The organism is Deltaproteobacteria bacterium, from assembly GCA_016178705.1.
Lineage (GTDB): Bacteria > Desulfobacterota > Binatia > HRBIN30 > JACQVA1 > JACOST01.
Window position 1 is genome coordinate 65,875 of the sequence record JACOST010000018.1, and the last position, 16,796, is coordinate 82,670.

Genomic DNA, 16,796 nt, shown 5'->3' on the forward strand with positions numbered 1-16,796 from the left:
GCAACCGCTTTTGCGTCGAACCCTGCTGAACAGCCCCGGGGCTACACTTGCGGCGGCTGGGTCATGCGGCGGACGGCTACGTCGGCCAGAAAGAGCGCCATGGCCAGCGGGATGAGGAGATAGTCGAGCCCGTGGATCAGCTCGCGGGAGCCCGCTTTGCGGGCGACCAGTTCGCGCACCGTCGGATTCATAAGCCCGCCGGTGGCCTCAGTGATGCGAGTCAGCAACGCCGTGTCGGCGGTCGGCGCGTAGCGTTCCTCGTGCGCCGGCTCATCGGCACTCGGAATTGTCACCAGTGTCATGCGCTGATTCACATCGCGCTCGCCCCGGCGTTTCAGGATCGTGAGCGGATAGCGACCGCCCGGCACGTTCGGCACGCGCCCCGCAAACTGCCCGGGTGCCGCCGGCACCAGCGCGATGTCGAGTGTATTTTCGTCGCTCACATGCAAGCGCGCGAGCATCGTACTGTCGTCACTCCCGTCGAACGTGCGCACCGTCAGTTGCGTGATGCCCTCACGCCGAGTCACCGTGAGCGCGTAGTCCCACGGCGTTTGATCGCGCACGCTCCAATGCACCGCTTGCGACCAAAATTTTCCAAAGCCCGGCCAGCCGACCCAGGTTTCCGCGTCATCCATCAGGCCGGCGGTGAACGCGGTGACACGGCCGAGCCCGTACTGCCAATCCGCCAACAGCGGGTCTTTGCGATCGCGCGTCAGCACCCAGAGCGGCGCTTCCGCGCCCGGCTTGAGCTTGGCGAACGCGTACCCGCTCAGCGCCGGTACGTCTTTCGCCTCGACCCCGCGCAGCAACTGACTCGGCGCGCCGAACTGCGCCAGGAAGTGACGATCCTGGTGCGGCGCTTGCGCGAGCTTCTCGGTGGTATCGCGCAGCATCAACTCGGGCAGCGTTTCGACGTTCTCGACGTGATAGAACTGGCCGCCAGTCTGCCCCGAAATATCTGTGAGGAGCTGCATGTTCACGGTATCGTCACCGATCCGAATCGTGGTGACGCTGATGCCGGCTGACGCCAGCGCGGCGATCAAGGGGTAGTGATCCGACGCGCCGCGATTGGTGTCACCATCGGTGAGCAAGATGATGTGGCGGGTGCCGACCCGCGACGCGACCAGTTGCGCCCGCGCCGATTCGAGCGCGTCGTAAAAGTCGGTGCCCCCGCCCTCGGAGAGGCGAGGGATGGTCTCTTCAAGCGATGCGCGGTTTTCGCGCAGCGAGCGCAACGGCGCCAGTTCGAACGGTTGCGAGTCGAACGCCGCGACCCCGACCAGGTCGTGATCCTTGAGCTGATGAATGACCGCCAGCGCCGCTTCGCGCGCGTAGCGCAGCTTTTCGCCGTCGCGCAGCGTGCGGATGCGGCTGTTGTACCCCATGCTGTTGGAACGATCGATCAGGACGAACAACCCCATCGGCTCGCGCTCGGTGTGCTGCGGCCGTCGCGGTTCGAGGGTGATCGGTAACAGTTGCTCCAGCACCGTGTGTTTGAAACCGGCATCGCCGTAGGTGCGGTCGCCGCCAACGACAATCAGTCCGCCACCGAAGTCGCGCACGTAGCGCTCAAGCAGTGCCAGCCGCTTGCTATCGAAGCCATTCGCCACGGCATCTTGAATGATCACGCAGTGGTAGCCGAGCAGCTCGTCGAGGCGATCGGGAAAACGTGCCGGTGGCCGCACCTCGGTTTCGATATCTTTGCGCGCCAGAACCGAGGCGAGCGGCGAATGCGGCTCGGCCGTGATCAGTAGCGCGCGCGTTTTCCCGAGCACCGTCACCGTGGCGTCGCGCTGATTGTTGCCGGGAATGTCGTCGTCGGGTGCGTGCAAATCGGCACGTAGGTGATGGCTGCCGGCGCCCGTGAGACGATACGGAATCTCAATCGTGTTAAGTCCAGTTTGCAAGGTGACGGTCTCGCTGCCGAGCGCCTGATCGTCGGCGAACAGCGTGAGCAACGCCGGCCCAGGGCGTGCGTAGTTACGGGCAATCACGCGCAGCGGAAAGATCGCGCCTTCGCCGACGACCGACGCCATCGAGACCCGCTCGAGGGCGACATCGCGATGGGTTTGGTGCGCTGGCACCGCGACCGAGACATGCACGCCGCTGCGCCGCGCGCGGGCAATCGGTGCAGCAGTGTTGCCGCGAGTCTCGAGGCCGTCGCTGAGTAGGACAAGACGGCGTTCCGTGTCGGGCGCGAACAGGGCCAGACTCGCATCGAGCCCGCGGGCGATGTCGGTTGCGGCGGCTTCGCCGGCGAGCAGGCGTGGCAACCCTTCGACTGGACTCGGTGCGCTCGGGGGCCGTATCACGCTGGCTTCGCGCGCAAAGGCGACCACCGCCAGTTCGTCCTCGGGTCCGAGCGCGCGCGCCAGTTCACTCAGATATCGTTGCTCCCACTGGCGCCCGGTTTCATCGATGCTGGTCGACACGTCAACCGCCGCGACCAGCGAGAGCCGATCGCTCGGCAGGCGCGTCGTCAGTGCGAGCCCCGCCAAACTCAGCGTCACGAGCGAGAACGCCGCCGCCCGCAACCAACGCGCGACTCGCGCGCGCCGCCGTCCAAGGTAGATGAGCAGCGGAGCCGCGGCGAGCAACAGCAGCATCCACGGCTGCGCGACCGTCACGCTGACGGTTTCCGGATGCGCGAACAGATATGGCAGGCTGGGTTCCTGAATCATGCGGCCCGCTCCGCCCGCCGCATCGCCACTACCCACTCAGTCAGCAGCACTGCCGCAGCGGCGGCAACCAGCCACCAGCCGAACTCGGCACCAGGCGCTGGTCGCGCGGTCTTCTCGGGCTGCGCGGTGGTGGCCGCCGTTCGCACCAGCGGCTCCTTGTCCGCTCGGCCAATATCCGACTCTATCGGGTCGAAGAAGTTTGCGTACACCGTGCGCGTGGTGCCGTCGGTGCTGATGCGGTACTCGCCAGCGCTGAGCGCTTCGAGACTCGCATGCGCGCCGTCGCCGAGAGCGAGATGCCGGCCGTGCGGATCGACAGCGGTTGTCGGCAACGACGGCAAGCCGGCAATCGGCAGTACACTGCCCGTCGTAGTCGTGGTCACGTCCACCGGCGGAGGCGCGAGCCAGTTCACCAGGTTGAGGAAGAACAGCAGAAAGCTGACGTTGTCACTGCTGAGCAGCCGCTCAGCTTCGAGGTCGAAGGTGATGCAAGCGACACGATGACCGTGCTGCTCGCCTGCGAGGGCAAGCGGAAACTCCCGCTCGAGTGTGCGCGAAAACAACAGCGGCTCCCACCATTCGGCGGGTAGAATTGCCCGCGCGTGCTGGATCGGCATGGTCGCCAGCGGGTGCAAGGCGCCGACCGCTTCATGTTGATCATTCCAATCGAGCACTTCGACGCCGTGGACATCGCCGCCGATGGCAAACAGCGGGTTGTCGGTCGGCGGATAGATGTAGAGCGCGGCCGTGGCCGGGGCGGTGTCGGGGACGACGCGGTGGAAGATCACGACATCATAGTTGTCGAACCCCGCCGTTTTCGCTTGTGCCGCGTACGCCTCCGGTGTCAGTGTCATGAGCTGCAGACCCGCCGTCGCGCGCGCCACGGTCGTCAACTCATCGACCAGCGGCGTGGCGAGCGAGACCACGAGCACGCGCGTGAGCGCGAGCGGTCGAATCCAGCCGAGCGCAACGTTGTCGGCGGCGAGCGCGTCGTCGCCATCGATCTGAGCGTCCAACTGCGCCACGACACGACCCGAGCCGGGGAAATTCGGGACCAAGAATGCACGCACGTCACGGGGAGGGATACTGAAGCCGGTCTGCGTCACCGGCGTGTCGTTGAGCCGAACGGTCAACATGCCGTGGCCCTCGCGATGCGAGAAGTTCTGCACCACCACGTTGGCGCGGGCGGCGCGCGCGTCTTGGAAGCGGCCCTGGAAGATCTGCAGGCCGGTGATGGCGAGGTTGGCGTCGCTCTCGCCGAATGGAACCAGCGTCGCCTCGTCGCGCCAACGCGGCGACAGATGGCTCGGCGACTGATCCGTGAATACCATCACGTCGGTGAACGCGTCGGTGCGCTGGCGCGCGCCCGCAGCGACCGCGAGCGCGAGTTCGAGTTCGGTGCCGGTGTCCGTGGGGACGGTGTTCTCCAAGGCGCGTAACAGCATGCTGCGGTCGCGAGTGAAGTCGGCGATGGTTTCCGGATGCGCGGCGGCGGTGATGAGCATGACTTCGTCGGTGACGGGCAGCGCTTCGAGTCGGCGGCGCAATTCGCTGCGCGCCGCCTCGAAACGCGTCGTGCGGCCTTCGCGCGCCTGCATGCTCGCGGAGGTATCGAGAATGTAGACGTGCCGACGCGCGGCGGTGATCGCGCGGCCGTCACTCAGATACGGGCGCGCGAGCCCCGCGATCAACGCGGCCAGCAACAGCACTTGCAGGAAGAAGAGCAGGTCCGGGCGAAACTTGCGCGCCTGCACCACATCGTCGGCCACCGTCTGCCACAACAACAACGAGGGGATCTCGACGCGCCGCCGAATGCGCTCCCACAGGTAGAGCAACACCAGGACGATGTAGAGTGACGCGAAGATCAGCGCGCCAGGATTCAGCAAGCCCATGGCTTCAAATGCGGAATGGCGAATGCGGAGTGCGGAATGCGCTCATCGCAGCATGCCCATTCCTGGCAACGTGTCGAACAGCGCGTGTTCGAGTCCTGCCTGCGGATCGACGGTGGCGAAGTAGACTTCATGGCGGCGGCACCAGGTCTGCAACGCATCGAGGTGGAGCTGCAGCGCGCTTTCATAGCGTTGGCGGTTGGTGGGTGTGAGCGTGATCACGCGTTCGACACCGGTTTCGCTGTCGCGGAGTCGTCCACGCCGAAAGACCTGCGCCGGATCGCGCTCGCCCGGACCCAGTAGGCGCAACGCCCCGACGGTCCAGCCACGCCCGACCAATCCGCGCAGCGCCGCCTCGTAGCGCGCGGGTTCGACAAGAAAGTCCGACACCACCACGGCGACGCCGGGTACGCGCGCATGACCGGCGTAGTCGCTTACCCCTTCCGCCAATGTCGTCGCGCCGGCCGTGTGCAAGCTCATGAGGTAGTCGCGCACCTGGCCGATCATGTCGCGATGACGAAACCACGGCGAGGCGCGGAAACCACGTCCACCGTCCGCCGACAGTGCAACGCATCGCACCGGATCGTTGTGGCGCAAGCTGATGTAGGCGAGACTGGCGGCGAGGCCAATCGCGAACTCAAACTTTCGATCAGCGACCGGCGCGGCCATCGACGCACTGCAGTCGATGAACACATGCAGCGCCGCTTCGCGCTCCGCGCGAAAGGTCTTGATCAGCAACTGATCGAGGCGCCCGTACGCGTTCCAGTCGAGGTAACGCAGATCGTCGCCCGGATGATACGCCTTGTAGTTGGCCAGCTCGATACCCGACGGCTGGGTCCCGTGCGGCATGGGCGTGTTGCCCGGACGGGTGGCCAAGCTGTGACGGACGCGCAGTTGCAACCGATCGAGCTTTTTCAGAAAAACGGGCTGCAGCACCTCGGCAAGCCCGGCGGAGGCGGGCGCCGTCGGCGCGGAGTTGAACGCTGCAAGCAGGCCGCGCAAGCGCTCAGCGCTGGAGCCGGCGCGCGGCATGAACGATGCCCTCGATCAAATTGCCCGCATCGACGCCATCGGCTTCGGCGGCGAAGTTGAGCACCAGCCGATGATTGAGCGCGGGCACCGCGACTTGGTCGATATCGTCGAAAGTGACGTTCACCCGCCCATCGAGCAGCGCGCGTACCTTGGCGCCGAGCAGCAACGCCTGTCCGCCACGTGGACTCGATCCAAAGCTCACGTAGCGCGCGATGCGCTCATCGGGCGGCAGACCGCTGCCACCAGCGGGCGCAAACTTCGAGCCTGACGGCACGGTCGCGCGCACCAGAGTTGCCGCGTATTGCTCGAGGTGCGGCGCAATCAACACTTGGCGCACCAGCGCCTTCAAGCCTTCGATGCGCGCCGGCGCGTCGGTGGGGTCGAACAGCGGCCGCACCGTGGGAATCTCCGCGGTCGTGGTCGTTCCGATGATGCGCTGCATTTCCTCGGCGTTCGGATACGCCAACCGCACTTTGAAGAAGAAGCGATCGAGCTGCGCCTCGGGCAACGCGTAGGTACCTTCCATCTCGATCGGGTTGAGCGTGGCCAGCACGAAGAACGGTGGCAATAGCCGATAGGTCGTCCCGGCCACCGTCACCTGCAACTCGGCCATCGCTTCGAGCAGCGCGGACTGCGTCTTCGGTGTCGCGCGGTTGATCTCGTCGGCGAGGAGGACGTGCGAAAAGACCGGCCCTTCGATGAAGGCGAACTCGCGGCGACCGTCGACTTCCATCACCATGCGCGTGCCGGTGATGTCGGCGGGCATCAGATCGACGGTAAACTGAATGCGACTGAAGCGCAGGTTCAACACCTCGGCAAGCGAGCGTACGATCAGCGTCTTGCCGGTGCCGGGGACACCTTCGATGAGCACGTGTCCGCCAGCGAAGAACGTGATCAGAATCTGTTCGAGGATGCCGCGATGGCCGACGATGACCCGCTCCATCTCATCGCGGATCTGTTGGAAGGTCGATTGAAACTCCTCGACCTGGCGGCGGCTGTTGGCGACGCTCATGACTCCGGCCGTTGGCTGTAAACGCGGCGGACAACGTCTTCGAACTCCGGCGGCACGTCGGTCTTGCGCAGGAGATCATCGCCGAGCTGCTGCTCGCTGAGCGTGGCGGTGCCACGTGCCACCTCGGCGAAGCCGTCGTCGGTTACGCGGCCATGCGGTGGCGGTGGTTGCGCATCCGTTTTGCGCGGCATCCCTTGCAGGAAGGAGTTCAACGTCAGCTTGAATGTCTTCGGTTCCGCGGTGCCGTTGGCGCCAGGTTTGGCCTGCTTGGCGAGTAGATTGCCCGGGTTGCTGCCATTCGGTCCGACTTCGCCATGCTCGGAGTTCTGTCCCTCTGATGAGGGTTGGCTGCCAGGGTTCTGGGCCGCGTGCAATTGCTCGTTATCGCGCGGCTTCGCCTGATCCGAGTTCACCCGCGCATCACCGTTCGGCTTGTCGTTGCTGCCGGACTGTTGGTGGTCACTTTGGGTCTTACTGTCGCCCTTCGATTCACGATCCGGCTGTCCGCGATCGTCGTGTGATGGGTTCCGGTCTTTGGTCGCTCCGGCCCTGTGCTCTGGAGACTCAGCCCGCTGTGATTGATTCTGCGCGAGTTGTTGCGGCTTGCCCGCGGCTTCGGCGTTGAAGGCTTGTCGGATCAGTTGCTGGAGTTGCGGCGCGAGTTCGCCGTTGCGTGGGTTGTCTGGTGTTTGCGAATCGCCGTCGTTGGACAGCTTGGGCGCCCCGGGACCGTGCGCGGGTACATCACCGGTCATGTTTTGAGTCGAGAGCGGCGCAAGGTCAGCGCTGCCGTCGGGTTGCGGTGCGTTCTGTCCCGATTCACCCGGATGCGGTGCCGCCTGCGGCTTGCCGACGAGCTTGCCACCAGCGAGCGCCTGCGCCGCTGCAGCCGCCTCCGCGCTGCCGCTGGCAGGGAGCGCGACCGCTTCATGGGCGGCGGGTGGCTCGGGCCGCGCGATGAATGCGGTGGAACCAAGCGTGGCGAGCGCCAGCAGAAACACGTAGACCGAATGCGGCACGCGCCGCGGCGCAATGGCACGCGGGTCCCAGCGTTGTCCCAAGGCGAGCACGTCGGCAAGCAACAGTCCCGCGAGGCGCGAGGGCGGCCGGCGTTCGCGGGCGGTGAGCAGCGTCACCAACCGGTCCTTCAGCCGCGCGCGCTCGTCTGCCAGCGCCGCAACGTGCGGCAGATCGCGCCAGCGTTGATAGAGCACCAGCGGCGCACCGATAAGCACAGTGAATGTCGCGACCAATCCAGCGTAGAAGGTGATGCGAAACATCAGCGGCGAGCCGCGCAGCGCCGCCAGCACCAACGCCGCGACGGCGAGCGCGAGAACGCTGGCGGTGACGTATCCGACATGCTGCGCCGTAAACAGATTCACACGGCGGCGCAGGATGCGCAGGCGGTCCTCAATCTCCTCGAAGCCGAGAATCACAGCCGGCATCTATGCCCACACCGCGTGCAATGTAGGCGCACCATAAAGGAGGGGCACAGGGGGGTCAACTAACTTCAACAGAAGTGGAGCACGGGTGGAGCCCGCCTACATGACGCGAACAGCCGATGGACATCGCCGCCGCTGAGCGATAGCTGCGTGCAGAGAGATCCCGCAACGACCTATGCTACTGCGAGAAGCTCTAGCAATCGACGACCACGACATCGTCGCCGTCATCGGCGCCGGTGGTAAGACCAGCGCAGTGCGACGGCTCGCGGTCGAGTTCCATCAGTTGCGGCGCCGAGTGTTGGTGCTCAGCACCACCAAGATCGAGGCTCAGCGGGGCGCCATCGACACACAGTTGTGCGATTCGCTCGCCACGGCGTGTGCGGCGGCTCGGAGTCGCCGCGCTGGCGATCTACCGCTCTTGATCGTTACGGAACAGCTCCCGACTCGACTGCGCGGCGTACCGGTCGATTGGGTGGCACCGCTCGCCGCGTGGGCGGATGTTACTCTGGTGCAGGCCGACGGGGCCGGGCGTCGGTCCTTCAAAGCGCCGGCGGCGCACGAACCAGTGATTCCAGCGCAAGCGACGCTGGTCGCCGCCGTGGCCGGGATCGACGCGATCGGGAAGCCGATCGACGAACGCCACATGCATCGCCCCGAGCGGGTCGCGGAGTTCGCCGGCGTTGCGTTGGGCACGCCGTTGACCATCGATGCTGCCGCGCGCGTGCTGCTGCATCCTCGCGGCGGCTTCCGCGATGTGTCACCGGCGACGCGACGAGCGATTGTGCTCAATAGAGTGGACGGTCAACCCGAGTTGGATATCGCCAGCTCATTGACGGCCGCGATTCGCACCCATGCGGCGATCCTGGTGATCGCAACGGCGCTGCAATCGCCTGATCCGGTCCGCGCGGTGTGGGGAGGCTGAACCGCTTACGGTCTAGCGAACCGCCGGCGGGCTGTGGGTGTCACGCCAATGGCACTGATGCGTTGCAATGACGCACATTCAGGTGGCCAAGGCATCGCGGACGGCTTGGATGTAGGCATGCGGCGGCGCGGGGCTCTGGATGTAGCCATCGGCACCGGGCACCTCGTGCCCATGTTTGTAGTTGCTATCGATCACCAACACGCGGACCGCTTGAGCGCGCGGCGTTGCCCGCAGCTTCGTAAGAATTTCCGCGCCGACGCGCCTGTCAATGAGGAGCAAGTCGGGAGGCTCGGCGAGGATCTGCATCCACACGGCCTCGGCCGTACCACACGCCGTGGCCACCGTACCGAAACCTTTGAGCGCGAGCACCTTGGCTAGTGCCGTACTGAAATCTGGATCGCTGCAATCCGCAACGAGTATGCGCGCCATCCGTCCCCCCGTTGAGCTGATGAGTTCTAGCAAGAGGGTGGCCAGCGGCAATCGCCCGCTCACCGATCGAAGGGACGCTGAGCAATCGAGTCAATCGCGGCGCGCCTGCAAGCCGTCCGGCGCCGGTGCGGCGTTGGGCTGCAGGCGAATGATCTTCGGACCCGGCCCCTCGATCTGCCAGGTGGGGAAGTTCGAGTTCGACGTCCACACCCCTCCGGCATCGTCGAAGTCGATCTCGCGCGTGTACGTCACCCGGGTCGGCAGCGGGAACACGGTGAATTGTTCGCTCGCCGGATCGAGACGCATCAAGGTGTCGGAGTTGGTCCCGCAGATCCAGATCGTATCGGTGTGGCGGTCGACATTGAGCGCGTAGGGAGTTTCGACGCCGCCGATCGGCAGCTTCCACGTCTTGAATTCTCCGCTGCTGAGGTTGTAGCGCGCGATCAGGCCGGCGCTGAAGCCGGGAATCCACAGATTGCCCTGCGAGTCGAACCGCAACCGGCGTGGCCCCGGGAACGGCGTGTCGATGAGCGTGATCGCGTCGTTGCTGGGATCGATGCGGCCGATGCGGCGCTCGTTGAGTTGGCTGAACCATACCCCGCCGTCGGGCGCGATGTCGATGCCGTACGGGACCGGGAGATTGACGCCTTCACCGCTTGAGGTGTCACCCATCGAGACGTACTTGCTGGCCCACAGAAACCAGGGCACGACGCGCACCGTGAGCGCCTGGCCCCAGGTCCGGGCCGGCAGCCGAATGGTGCGCTGCTCACCGGTCTTGGGATCGATCATGCCGACGTGGTTGCTCACCGCGAGCGTGTACCAAGCACGTCCTTGATGATCGAAGCGCAGCGTGTGCGGGTACAAGCCTTCCTTCTGCGGCATGATCTGCCACTGCTCGGTCTTGGGATCGAAGCGCGCGACCTTGTTGCCCAAACAGAGCGTGATCCACACCGATCCGTCGGGAGCGACTTGCAGGCTGTGCGGCGCGACGTGGGCGTTGCTGTTGGGCGCGATCAACGCACCGGCGGTGCCGAACACACCACCGAGCGGCGAGTCGCCGCGCGGGATGTCCCACGCTTTCCGCTCATTGGTGCGCGGATCCAAACGGTAGAGTTGATCCTGGTTCGTATCCACCGAGTAGATGGTGCCGTCCGGATGCACGGTGATGTCGTGTTGCATCGAGGCCGGATGGCCGATGTCCCACTCGGTGATCACCGCCGCGGCATTGCGCGGCGCCGCCGGGGCGGTGAAGCGCGCTTGCATCAGCGGCTGCTGGTAGCTCGCCTCGGCATACGCCGTGTTGAAGGCGTGCGGCAATTCGGCACGCAGCGCGGGCGAGATGACGCCGCCCATGCGCGCCATCAGTTTGAAGATCTTGTCCCAGTCCTCGGCGCTGCGTGGTACGCGCGTCGCCCAACTGCCTTGCTGATGGCAGAAGGTGCATTGGCGGGTGAACTCCTCGCGCTTCTCGTCGCTCGACAACTCGGCCAGCAGCAACGGCATCCACAGGCTCGATGGCAGTTGCCACGCAAGTTCGTTGGGATCCGTCTCGGGCGTCAGCGCCAGCCGCAACCGCTGCGTACCGTCATGCAGATCGAGTCCTTGCTGCACGACATCCTGGTAGCCGAGGCGGCGGACGCGGACATCGTACGCGCCCGCCTCGAGCGGGGGTAAGCGGAACGCTCCGTTCGCCGTCGTGTAGACGGTCGTGCCGCGCTGCAAACCGCGACTTGTGGCGGTGACCATCGCGCCTTCGACCGGCGCGCCGCCGGCATCGACCACAAAGCCATCGAATACTCCCGTCTCCGCTGCGAGCGCGCGCAGCGCGAGTAACAACCCGAGACTCACCACCAGCAGCAGCGTGCGTTTCATGGATTCACCCCCGGCTTGGAATCAACCACGAGCGTGAGCGGACCATTCGACATCTGACGCAGTTCGAATTCTAGCACAATCGGCACGAACTCGTGATGGCGCGCAACCCCGACTTGCTCGTGGCGGACGCCGCCGTACTCGACCAGCAATCGATACGGCTGCGGATCGCTCTGGCCGCCGCACGCTTCCATGTAGTCGACGCCGATGCGGTAGTGACCCGCGGCGGGTTCGGCGAACGTCGCGGATTCGAGCGGCGGTTCCCCGGCTTCGCTCAGGTCCGCGCAGCGCACGTCGCGTTCTAGCTTGCCGCCCTCGCTGCTCGGGTTGTTGCCGAAGTAGACGGTCTCCCACGACGGCCCGGTGAGGTAGAGATCCAGATCGGCGGTCCCGTCCCACGTCAGCATCACCCGCAGCCCGGCTGCCGGCACCGAAGCCGGGAACATCGGCGCTGAGATCGGGCGCCGATTCGCACAGCCCGCCAGTGCGACCGCCGCCAGACAGACGATGGCTAACCGCAACGGTAGCGCTCGCCGCGCCTTTCCTGTCTTATGCGTGTTCATCCTTCCGCGTCACCAACTCGATCAGCACACCGCCTGCCGCATCGGGGTGGAGAAACGCCACGCGCATCGCGTCGCCTTCACGTACGGTGTCGATCGTCGCCACGCCGCGCTGTTGAAGAGCCGCAAAGTCGGCATCGACGTCATCCACGCGGAGGCCGACGTGGTAGATGCCCGGCTCCTGTCGCGGCAGATAGCGAATCATTGTTTGCGCCGGATCGGACGCCTCGATCAGCTCCAACCGTACGCTGCCGGCCTGCACGTAGGCCATGCGGATCGGGGGCTCGCTGCGCGACTCGATCGGCGTCGCCGCCAGCCCCAGCGTCTGCGTGTAGAAGCGCAACGACGCGTCCAGGTCACGCACGAAGATGCCGATGTGGTCGATGCCGGTGACCAACGCGCCACCTGACTCAAGAACGACCCGCGCGCCCGGCGACCGAACCGAGCAATACGAGCGTCGCCCCATTGAGCGTGAGCAACACGCCGCCCGCCACCGAGACCAAGTGAAACCCACGCCGGATCTGGGCGAAACCGAATTCGAGTTTGTACACGTCGTTGGTCGGATTACGGGCAACGATGAGTTCCTTCTTGGCGTAGTCGTCATCGCGAACCATCAGCGTGGCGAAGGAAACCGCGACCGCCACACCAATCGCGATCAACAAGACGCCGACGACCTTGCACGCTCTGGCCATTACGCTTCCCCCCGTACACTGCGCGCGGCGCCGATCGCCGTCGCGTACTCCGCGTGCTGTGGCACGATGAAGTTGCGCTCGAACAGAAAGCGAGTGGCGGTGACGCGATCGAGGAACGGCTTCACGCGCACCAGTTTGCCGGTGAGCACGATGTCGCGGTGATCGGCGGCGCGCGCCGCCGACACGCTCAGCACGACGATGACTTCGGCGATCATGTTGATGAGCGCCCGCGCCTTGTCTTCCGGCCGCGCGTCGGAGGACAGCTTGCCAAAGTTGCTCGCGGTGGCGTCGGCGGGCAGCGTACCGAGTGGACCGCCGGCGATATCGCCGACGGTTAGGTCGACGCGCGTGAGATCGCCGGTGGACGCGAGTTGCTCGAGCGTCTCCAGCCGCGCCACGTTGAGCAAGTGCTTCGACAAACCCAGCAACGTGCCACCGCCAACACCGGTGCCGCCAACATGGATGATGCGTTCGGGTTTGACCGAGACGATCGCGGTGCCAGTGCCCATCGACACCACCAACGCGTCGCGTTTGTCCGCCAGCGTGGAGCCGCCGACGCCGATCGCGGTGATCTCGTCGACTTTGCGTATCGGGATGCCGAGCAACTGATCGCCCAGGTGGCACGCACCCCCACCGGTGGCCGCGATGGCCGTGACGTCGGTCAATTGCGCGTTGAGGTCGTTGACCAGCTTACCGAGTGCGCCGGCGGCTGCGGCAATGGGATCGTTCGCTTCCACCGAGACGACACGGAACTCGTTGTCGAGGACCACGGCGTCGGTGGTCGATCCGCCGATGTCGATGCCGATGATCATGAACGCGTGGCCTTACTGATGTCCAAGCGATAGACCGCAACGCGGTCGCGGCGGGCGGCGGCGTAGTTTTTCCACTTGGCTTCCGGTACGGCGGCGCTGGCGACAGGACGAAATCCTTGGCGTTCGAAGAACGCTTGTGCTCGTTCTTCGGTCGTACAGGCGAAGACGTAGTCGAGCCCTTGCTCGCCGGCATCGATGAGCACGCGCTGAATCAAGCGAGCACCCACACCTTCACCCTTGAACCGAGTGACGGTGTAGAGGCCGACGATTTCACCGGCGCATGCGTCCGCGTACGGTGCGGTGACCAGCGCGCAGACGCCGGCGAGGTGATGCGTGCTGATAGTCGCGCCATATCCGGTCAGCAGTATCTCGCTGATCTCCTCCTGGCTGCGGAACTTGAGGAAGCCTTCGCGCTGGCCACGCTCGATCAGGCGTTCGACCTCTTCGAACTCATCGATGCGCAGCCGCTCGACACGGCAGTAGTCCTGAAGCGTGAACAGCGTGCCCGAGCCCTCGTAGGTAAACAGCTCGCGCGCCAAGCCGGCGAGCGAACACAGATTGACCGAGCCGACACCGCCGGCGAGGGCGGTCCGCACCACGCGCAATGTGCCCCGCCGGTCAGCCAGCCCCGCCCACTCGGCCTCGCCCTCATTCAACAGCGTGGCCAGCGTCGGTTCGTCCATGAACGAGAGCTGCTGCCCGTCCGTTCCAGTGATGCCACCTTGCGGCTCGACCAACACCAACTTGTGAACGCCGAAGCGCTCGGCAACCGCGGCACTGACAGTACACAGCGCCGCTTCGTCTTCGACCGCACCGACGAGCAATGGGCCACCGCGCAAGATGCCCCACACCTTCGCCAGCACGCCCATCGCGGCGTCCGGGTCCGCCAAGGCCGCATCGGACAGTTGAGCGAAGGCCGTAGTGCGCCCGCGTTGCCCGCGCACTTGCGAGAACAACGGCAGCGTCTCCTCGTGGAACAGCAACGGTCCCAGTCGCCGTTGCAGACGGCGCAGCAACTGTTCGCCCGACAAGCGACCGGTGCCGCCGAAGATCAACAGGACCCGGGTGTCGTTGCGGAGCAGTTCGCGGGCGACCGCACCGAGCGCGTCGTACTCCGCGTCGCCGGCAAACTCACGCAGCGGCAGCGCCAGCACGAGCGTGCGTCCGCGAAACTCGTCGAGATAGAATTCCTTCTCGCTGAACAGGAGGTCGGTGGCGACCTCGGCCGCTGCGGGTTTCGTCACCGCGCCCCCATACCACAATCGCGTGTGGCCGGTAATCGAAAAGGACGAGCGTTGCAACGCCGGGGAATGATATGAAGTCGCGTGGCTTTGACACGTCGGGAACTAGCCCGCAGAATAGTGCGGAAGAAGGGGCGGAATGAAACTGCACGGGATCGAGATCCCTGGCGAGACACTGGCGGCGTTCTGTCGCCGCAACGACATCCGGCGCCTCGCGGTGTTTGGTTCGATCCTCCGCGGGGAGTTCGGACCTGACAGCGACATCGATGTACTGGTCGAGTTCGAGCCTGGACATGTGCCGGGTCTCAAGTTCTTTGAGCTGGAGCACGAGCTTTCCGAACTGCTGGGGCGAAGGGTTGATCTCAATACGCCCCAGTGCCTGAGTCCCTACTTCCGTGACGAAGTCGTCGCTGAGGCAGAGGTCATCTATGCTCAAGAGTGATCGCGTCCGCTTGCTCCATATGCTGGATGCGGCGCGCGAGGCCGTTGGCTTTGCGCAGGCACGCTCGCGCAGCGACCTCGATTCGGATCGGATGTTGAACCTGTCGTTGGTGCGCCTCATCGAGATCATCGGCGAAGCCGCGGCACGCGTGTCTCCGGAGACTCGATCCAAACACCCCGCGATTCGGTGGCCCGGCATCATCGGCATGCGCCACCGCATCGCGCACGGCTACGACCAGATCAACTTCGACATCGTCTGGGAAGTGGCGACGGTCGACCTTCCACCCTTGATCGCCCAGTTGGAACACATCCTCTCGATCGAGAAACCCTGACGATGGCGCGAAAGAGCGTAAAGACGGTCGCGGTCGAGTCCGTCCGCCATAAGGACAAACGCAAGAACATCCCCACCAGGAGTTGCGCGACTTCGTTGCTGAGGACGAAGCGAAGCCCAAGACCATTCTCAACCGCAGCGGCCCAAGCCCGTTCACGGAGACGCCGGACCCAATGGTCCGCCGCGTGTGGCGCGAACTGGGCAACAAGAAAAACGTAACTCACGCGGCGCCGGCCGCGCCCGACCACCTGCTGCAGAGGAGTTGTGGCTAGTGTCGTGTCGCTCTCGATACTCGCCGAGAGTTGGAGAGGGTTGCAATGTCAATACAGAAAATGGGGCCAGCGCGTGGGTGGGCAGCCAACCGCGTCGAAGAGATGTCACCGCTCCGCCGGCGGTGGGAGGATTACGCTTCGCAGAGCGCAGAATACGAGCGCCAGATGGCAGAACATAAACAGCAGATGGCAGAGCGAAAAGCAGAATATCAGCGGCAGATGACAGAACATGAACGGAGGGTGGCAGGGCAAAAGGCAGCATATCCGCGGCAGATGGCAGAGCGAGAGGCAGAATATCAGCGGCAGATGGCAGAACATGAACGGAAGGTGGCAGGGCAAAAGGCAGAATATGAACAGAAGATGGCGGAATATCAGCGGCAGAATCCGCAATTGCCACCGTCGGGTTGCTTGTCGCATCCGAACGCAATAGCGTGCTCGTGTCCTAAGCCCGTTCGGCCCGATCCGCCGGTTCGGCCTATCGCACCGATTTCGCCTATCTCGCCGACTCCGCCTATTTCGCCGACTCCGCCGACTCCGCCGATTTCACCGATTCTGCCCCGACCGCCGATGGAACCGCCTGGTCCATTCGTCGGAGCGGAGGACATTCGGCACTTCGAGCAGCGGTTGAAGGACGCGATTCACGCGTCGGAACGGGATCCAGTGCGTGCCCCTCGGCAGCCGGATGGGTTTTCCCGGTATACCTGGTTCTTTAAGGGAGAGGCGGTCGAGATCGGAGTCCCGCTCGCAAGGAAGAATTACAGCGACGAGCAGCTGCAACTCCTGATCCTCGAACACTACGATCGTGAGCGACGAAGGTTCGAGAAGTTGAAGCAGCTCTACAAGTCCGACTCCGTTCAGCAAGACTCACAACGGCGCGAACGCATTCCCGAACAGGTACGGATTGCCGTCTGGCGCCGAGACGATGGTAGATGTGGTCGCTGTGGCAGCCGCGAGAAGCTCGAATACGACCATATCGTGCCGATCTCGCGGGGAGGCAGCAACACAGCCCGCAACATCGAGCTGCTCTGCGAACAATGCAACCGGGCAAAGGGCGATCGGGTCGAGTGACCAACGGGCCGCATGCAGAAGGACGCAGTCGAAGGTCTCGCTTCTTGTCGCGGTGAAGGAGTGGGGTCAGGTGGAGCGGATGCGCCAACCAAACAGCAATCGA

General features: G+C 64.8%; 16 protein-coding genes. 4 read left to right on the forward strand and 12 right to left on the reverse strand.

The genetic code is table 11. From position 1 onward, the window contains the following. Positions 1 to 41 precede the first annotated feature (41 nt). From HYR72_13745 to HYR72_13765, 5 genes are read right to left on the reverse strand one after another with little or no spacing between them, the layout of a single operon-like run. Positions 42 to 2,681: a VWA domain-containing protein gene (locus HYR72_13745; GenBank protein MBI1816038.1), complete on the reverse strand. Its 2,640-nt coding sequence runs from the start codon at positions 2,679 to 2,681 to the stop codon at positions 42 to 44. Continuing rightward, positions 2,678 to 4,573, reverse strand: a complete 1,896-nt coding sequence (locus HYR72_13750; protein MBI1816039.1) for a VWA domain-containing protein — start codon at positions 4,571 to 4,573, stop codon at positions 2,678 to 2,680. The genes HYR72_13745 and HYR72_13750 overlap by 4 nt, the downstream gene beginning before the upstream one ends. 42 nt (positions 4,574 to 4,615) lie before the next feature. After that, positions 4,616 to 5,602 (reverse strand): DUF58 domain-containing protein, encoded by a 987-nt coding sequence (locus HYR72_13755; GenBank protein ID MBI1816040.1) that lies wholly within the window; start codon positions 5,600 to 5,602, stop codon positions 4,616 to 4,618. Continuing rightward, on the reverse strand, positions 5,577 to 6,614 hold the full coding sequence (locus HYR72_13760; protein ID MBI1816041.1) for a MoxR family ATPase: 1,038 nt from the start codon (positions 6,612 to 6,614) through the stop codon (positions 5,577 to 5,579). The genes HYR72_13755 and HYR72_13760 overlap by 26 nt, the downstream gene beginning before the upstream one ends. Continuing rightward, positions 6,611 to 8,059, reverse strand: coding sequence for a hypothetical protein (locus HYR72_13765; protein MBI1816042.1), 1,449 nt, complete (start codon positions 8,057 to 8,059; stop codon positions 6,611 to 6,613). Before HYR72_13765 ends, HYR72_13760 begins: the two co-directional genes overlap by 4 nt. A 172-nt stretch (positions 8,060 to 8,231) precedes the next feature. Here HYR72_13765 and yqeC point away from each other — a divergent pair, with 172 nt between their 5' ends. Beyond that, the gene (gene yqeC, locus HYR72_13770; GenBank protein MBI1816043.1) at positions 8,232 to 8,978 is read left to right on the forward strand and encodes a putative selenium-dependent hydroxylase accessory protein YqeC; all 747 of its coding nucleotides are present in this window, start codon (positions 8,232 to 8,234) and stop codon (positions 8,976 to 8,978) included. 78 nt (positions 8,979 to 9,056) lie between these two features. On the opposite strand, the gene HYR72_13775 is transcribed toward yqeC, so the two are convergent. The 7 genes from HYR72_13775 to HYR72_13805 all read right to left on the reverse strand — a co-directional run bounded on the left by HYR72_13775 (position 9,057) and on the right by HYR72_13805 (position 14,584). Continuing rightward, a complete protein-coding gene (locus tag HYR72_13775; GenBank protein MBI1816044.1) occupies positions 9,057 to 9,407 on the reverse strand; it encodes a response regulator transcription factor in 351 nt (116 codons plus the stop codon). A 90-nt stretch (positions 9,408 to 9,497) separates the two neighbouring features. Next, complete coding sequence (locus HYR72_13780) at positions 9,498 to 11,279, reverse strand: carboxypeptidase regulatory-like domain-containing protein (protein MBI1816045.1); 1,782 nt, start codon at positions 11,277 to 11,279, stop codon at positions 9,498 to 9,500. After that, a complete protein-coding gene (locus HYR72_13785; GenBank protein ID MBI1816046.1) occupies positions 11,276 to 11,839 on the reverse strand; it encodes a hypothetical protein in 564 nt (187 codons plus the stop codon). Before HYR72_13785 ends, HYR72_13780 begins: the two co-directional genes overlap by 4 nt. Next, positions 11,826 to 12,233, reverse strand: coding sequence for a VOC family protein (locus tag HYR72_13790; protein MBI1816047.1), 408 nt, complete (start codon positions 12,231 to 12,233; stop codon positions 11,826 to 11,828). The genes HYR72_13785 and HYR72_13790 overlap by 14 nt, the downstream gene beginning before the upstream one ends. A gap of 13 nt (positions 12,234 to 12,246) precedes the next feature. After that, positions 12,247 to 12,528 carry a Trp biosynthesis-associated membrane protein gene (locus tag HYR72_13795; GenBank protein MBI1816048.1) on the reverse strand — a complete coding sequence of 94 codons (282 nt, stop codon included), beginning with the start codon at positions 12,526 to 12,528 and terminating at the stop codon, positions 12,247 to 12,249. Continuing rightward, positions 12,528 to 13,340 carry a pantothenate kinase gene (locus tag HYR72_13800; protein ID MBI1816049.1) on the reverse strand — a complete coding sequence of 271 codons (813 nt, stop codon included), beginning with the start codon at positions 13,338 to 13,340 and terminating at the stop codon, positions 12,528 to 12,530. Before HYR72_13800 ends, HYR72_13795 begins: the two co-directional genes overlap by 1 nt. Further along, complete coding sequence (locus HYR72_13805; protein MBI1816050.1) at positions 13,337 to 14,584, reverse strand: GNAT family N-acetyltransferase; 1,248 nt, start codon at positions 14,582 to 14,584, stop codon at positions 13,337 to 13,339. The genes HYR72_13800 and HYR72_13805 overlap by 4 nt, the downstream gene beginning before the upstream one ends. Before the next feature lie 136 nt (positions 14,585 to 14,720). Between HYR72_13805 and HYR72_13810 the strand changes: the two genes are divergently transcribed. The 3 genes from HYR72_13810 (at position 14,721) to HYR72_13820 (ending at position 16,693) form a co-directional block, all read left to right on the forward strand. After that, a complete protein-coding gene (locus HYR72_13810; protein ID MBI1816051.1) occupies positions 14,721 to 15,023 on the forward strand; it encodes a nucleotidyltransferase family protein in 303 nt (100 codons plus the stop codon). After that, positions 15,010 to 15,354, forward strand: coding sequence for a DUF86 domain-containing protein (locus HYR72_13815; GenBank protein MBI1816052.1), 345 nt, complete (start codon positions 15,010 to 15,012; stop codon positions 15,352 to 15,354). Before HYR72_13810 ends, HYR72_13815 begins: the two co-directional genes overlap by 14 nt. A gap of 436 nt (positions 15,355 to 15,790) precedes the next feature. Further along, positions 15,791 to 16,693 (forward strand): HNH endonuclease, encoded by a 903-nt coding sequence (locus HYR72_13820; protein MBI1816053.1) that lies wholly within the window; start codon positions 15,791 to 15,793, stop codon positions 16,691 to 16,693. Positions 16,694 to 16,796: the final 103 nt, after the last annotated feature.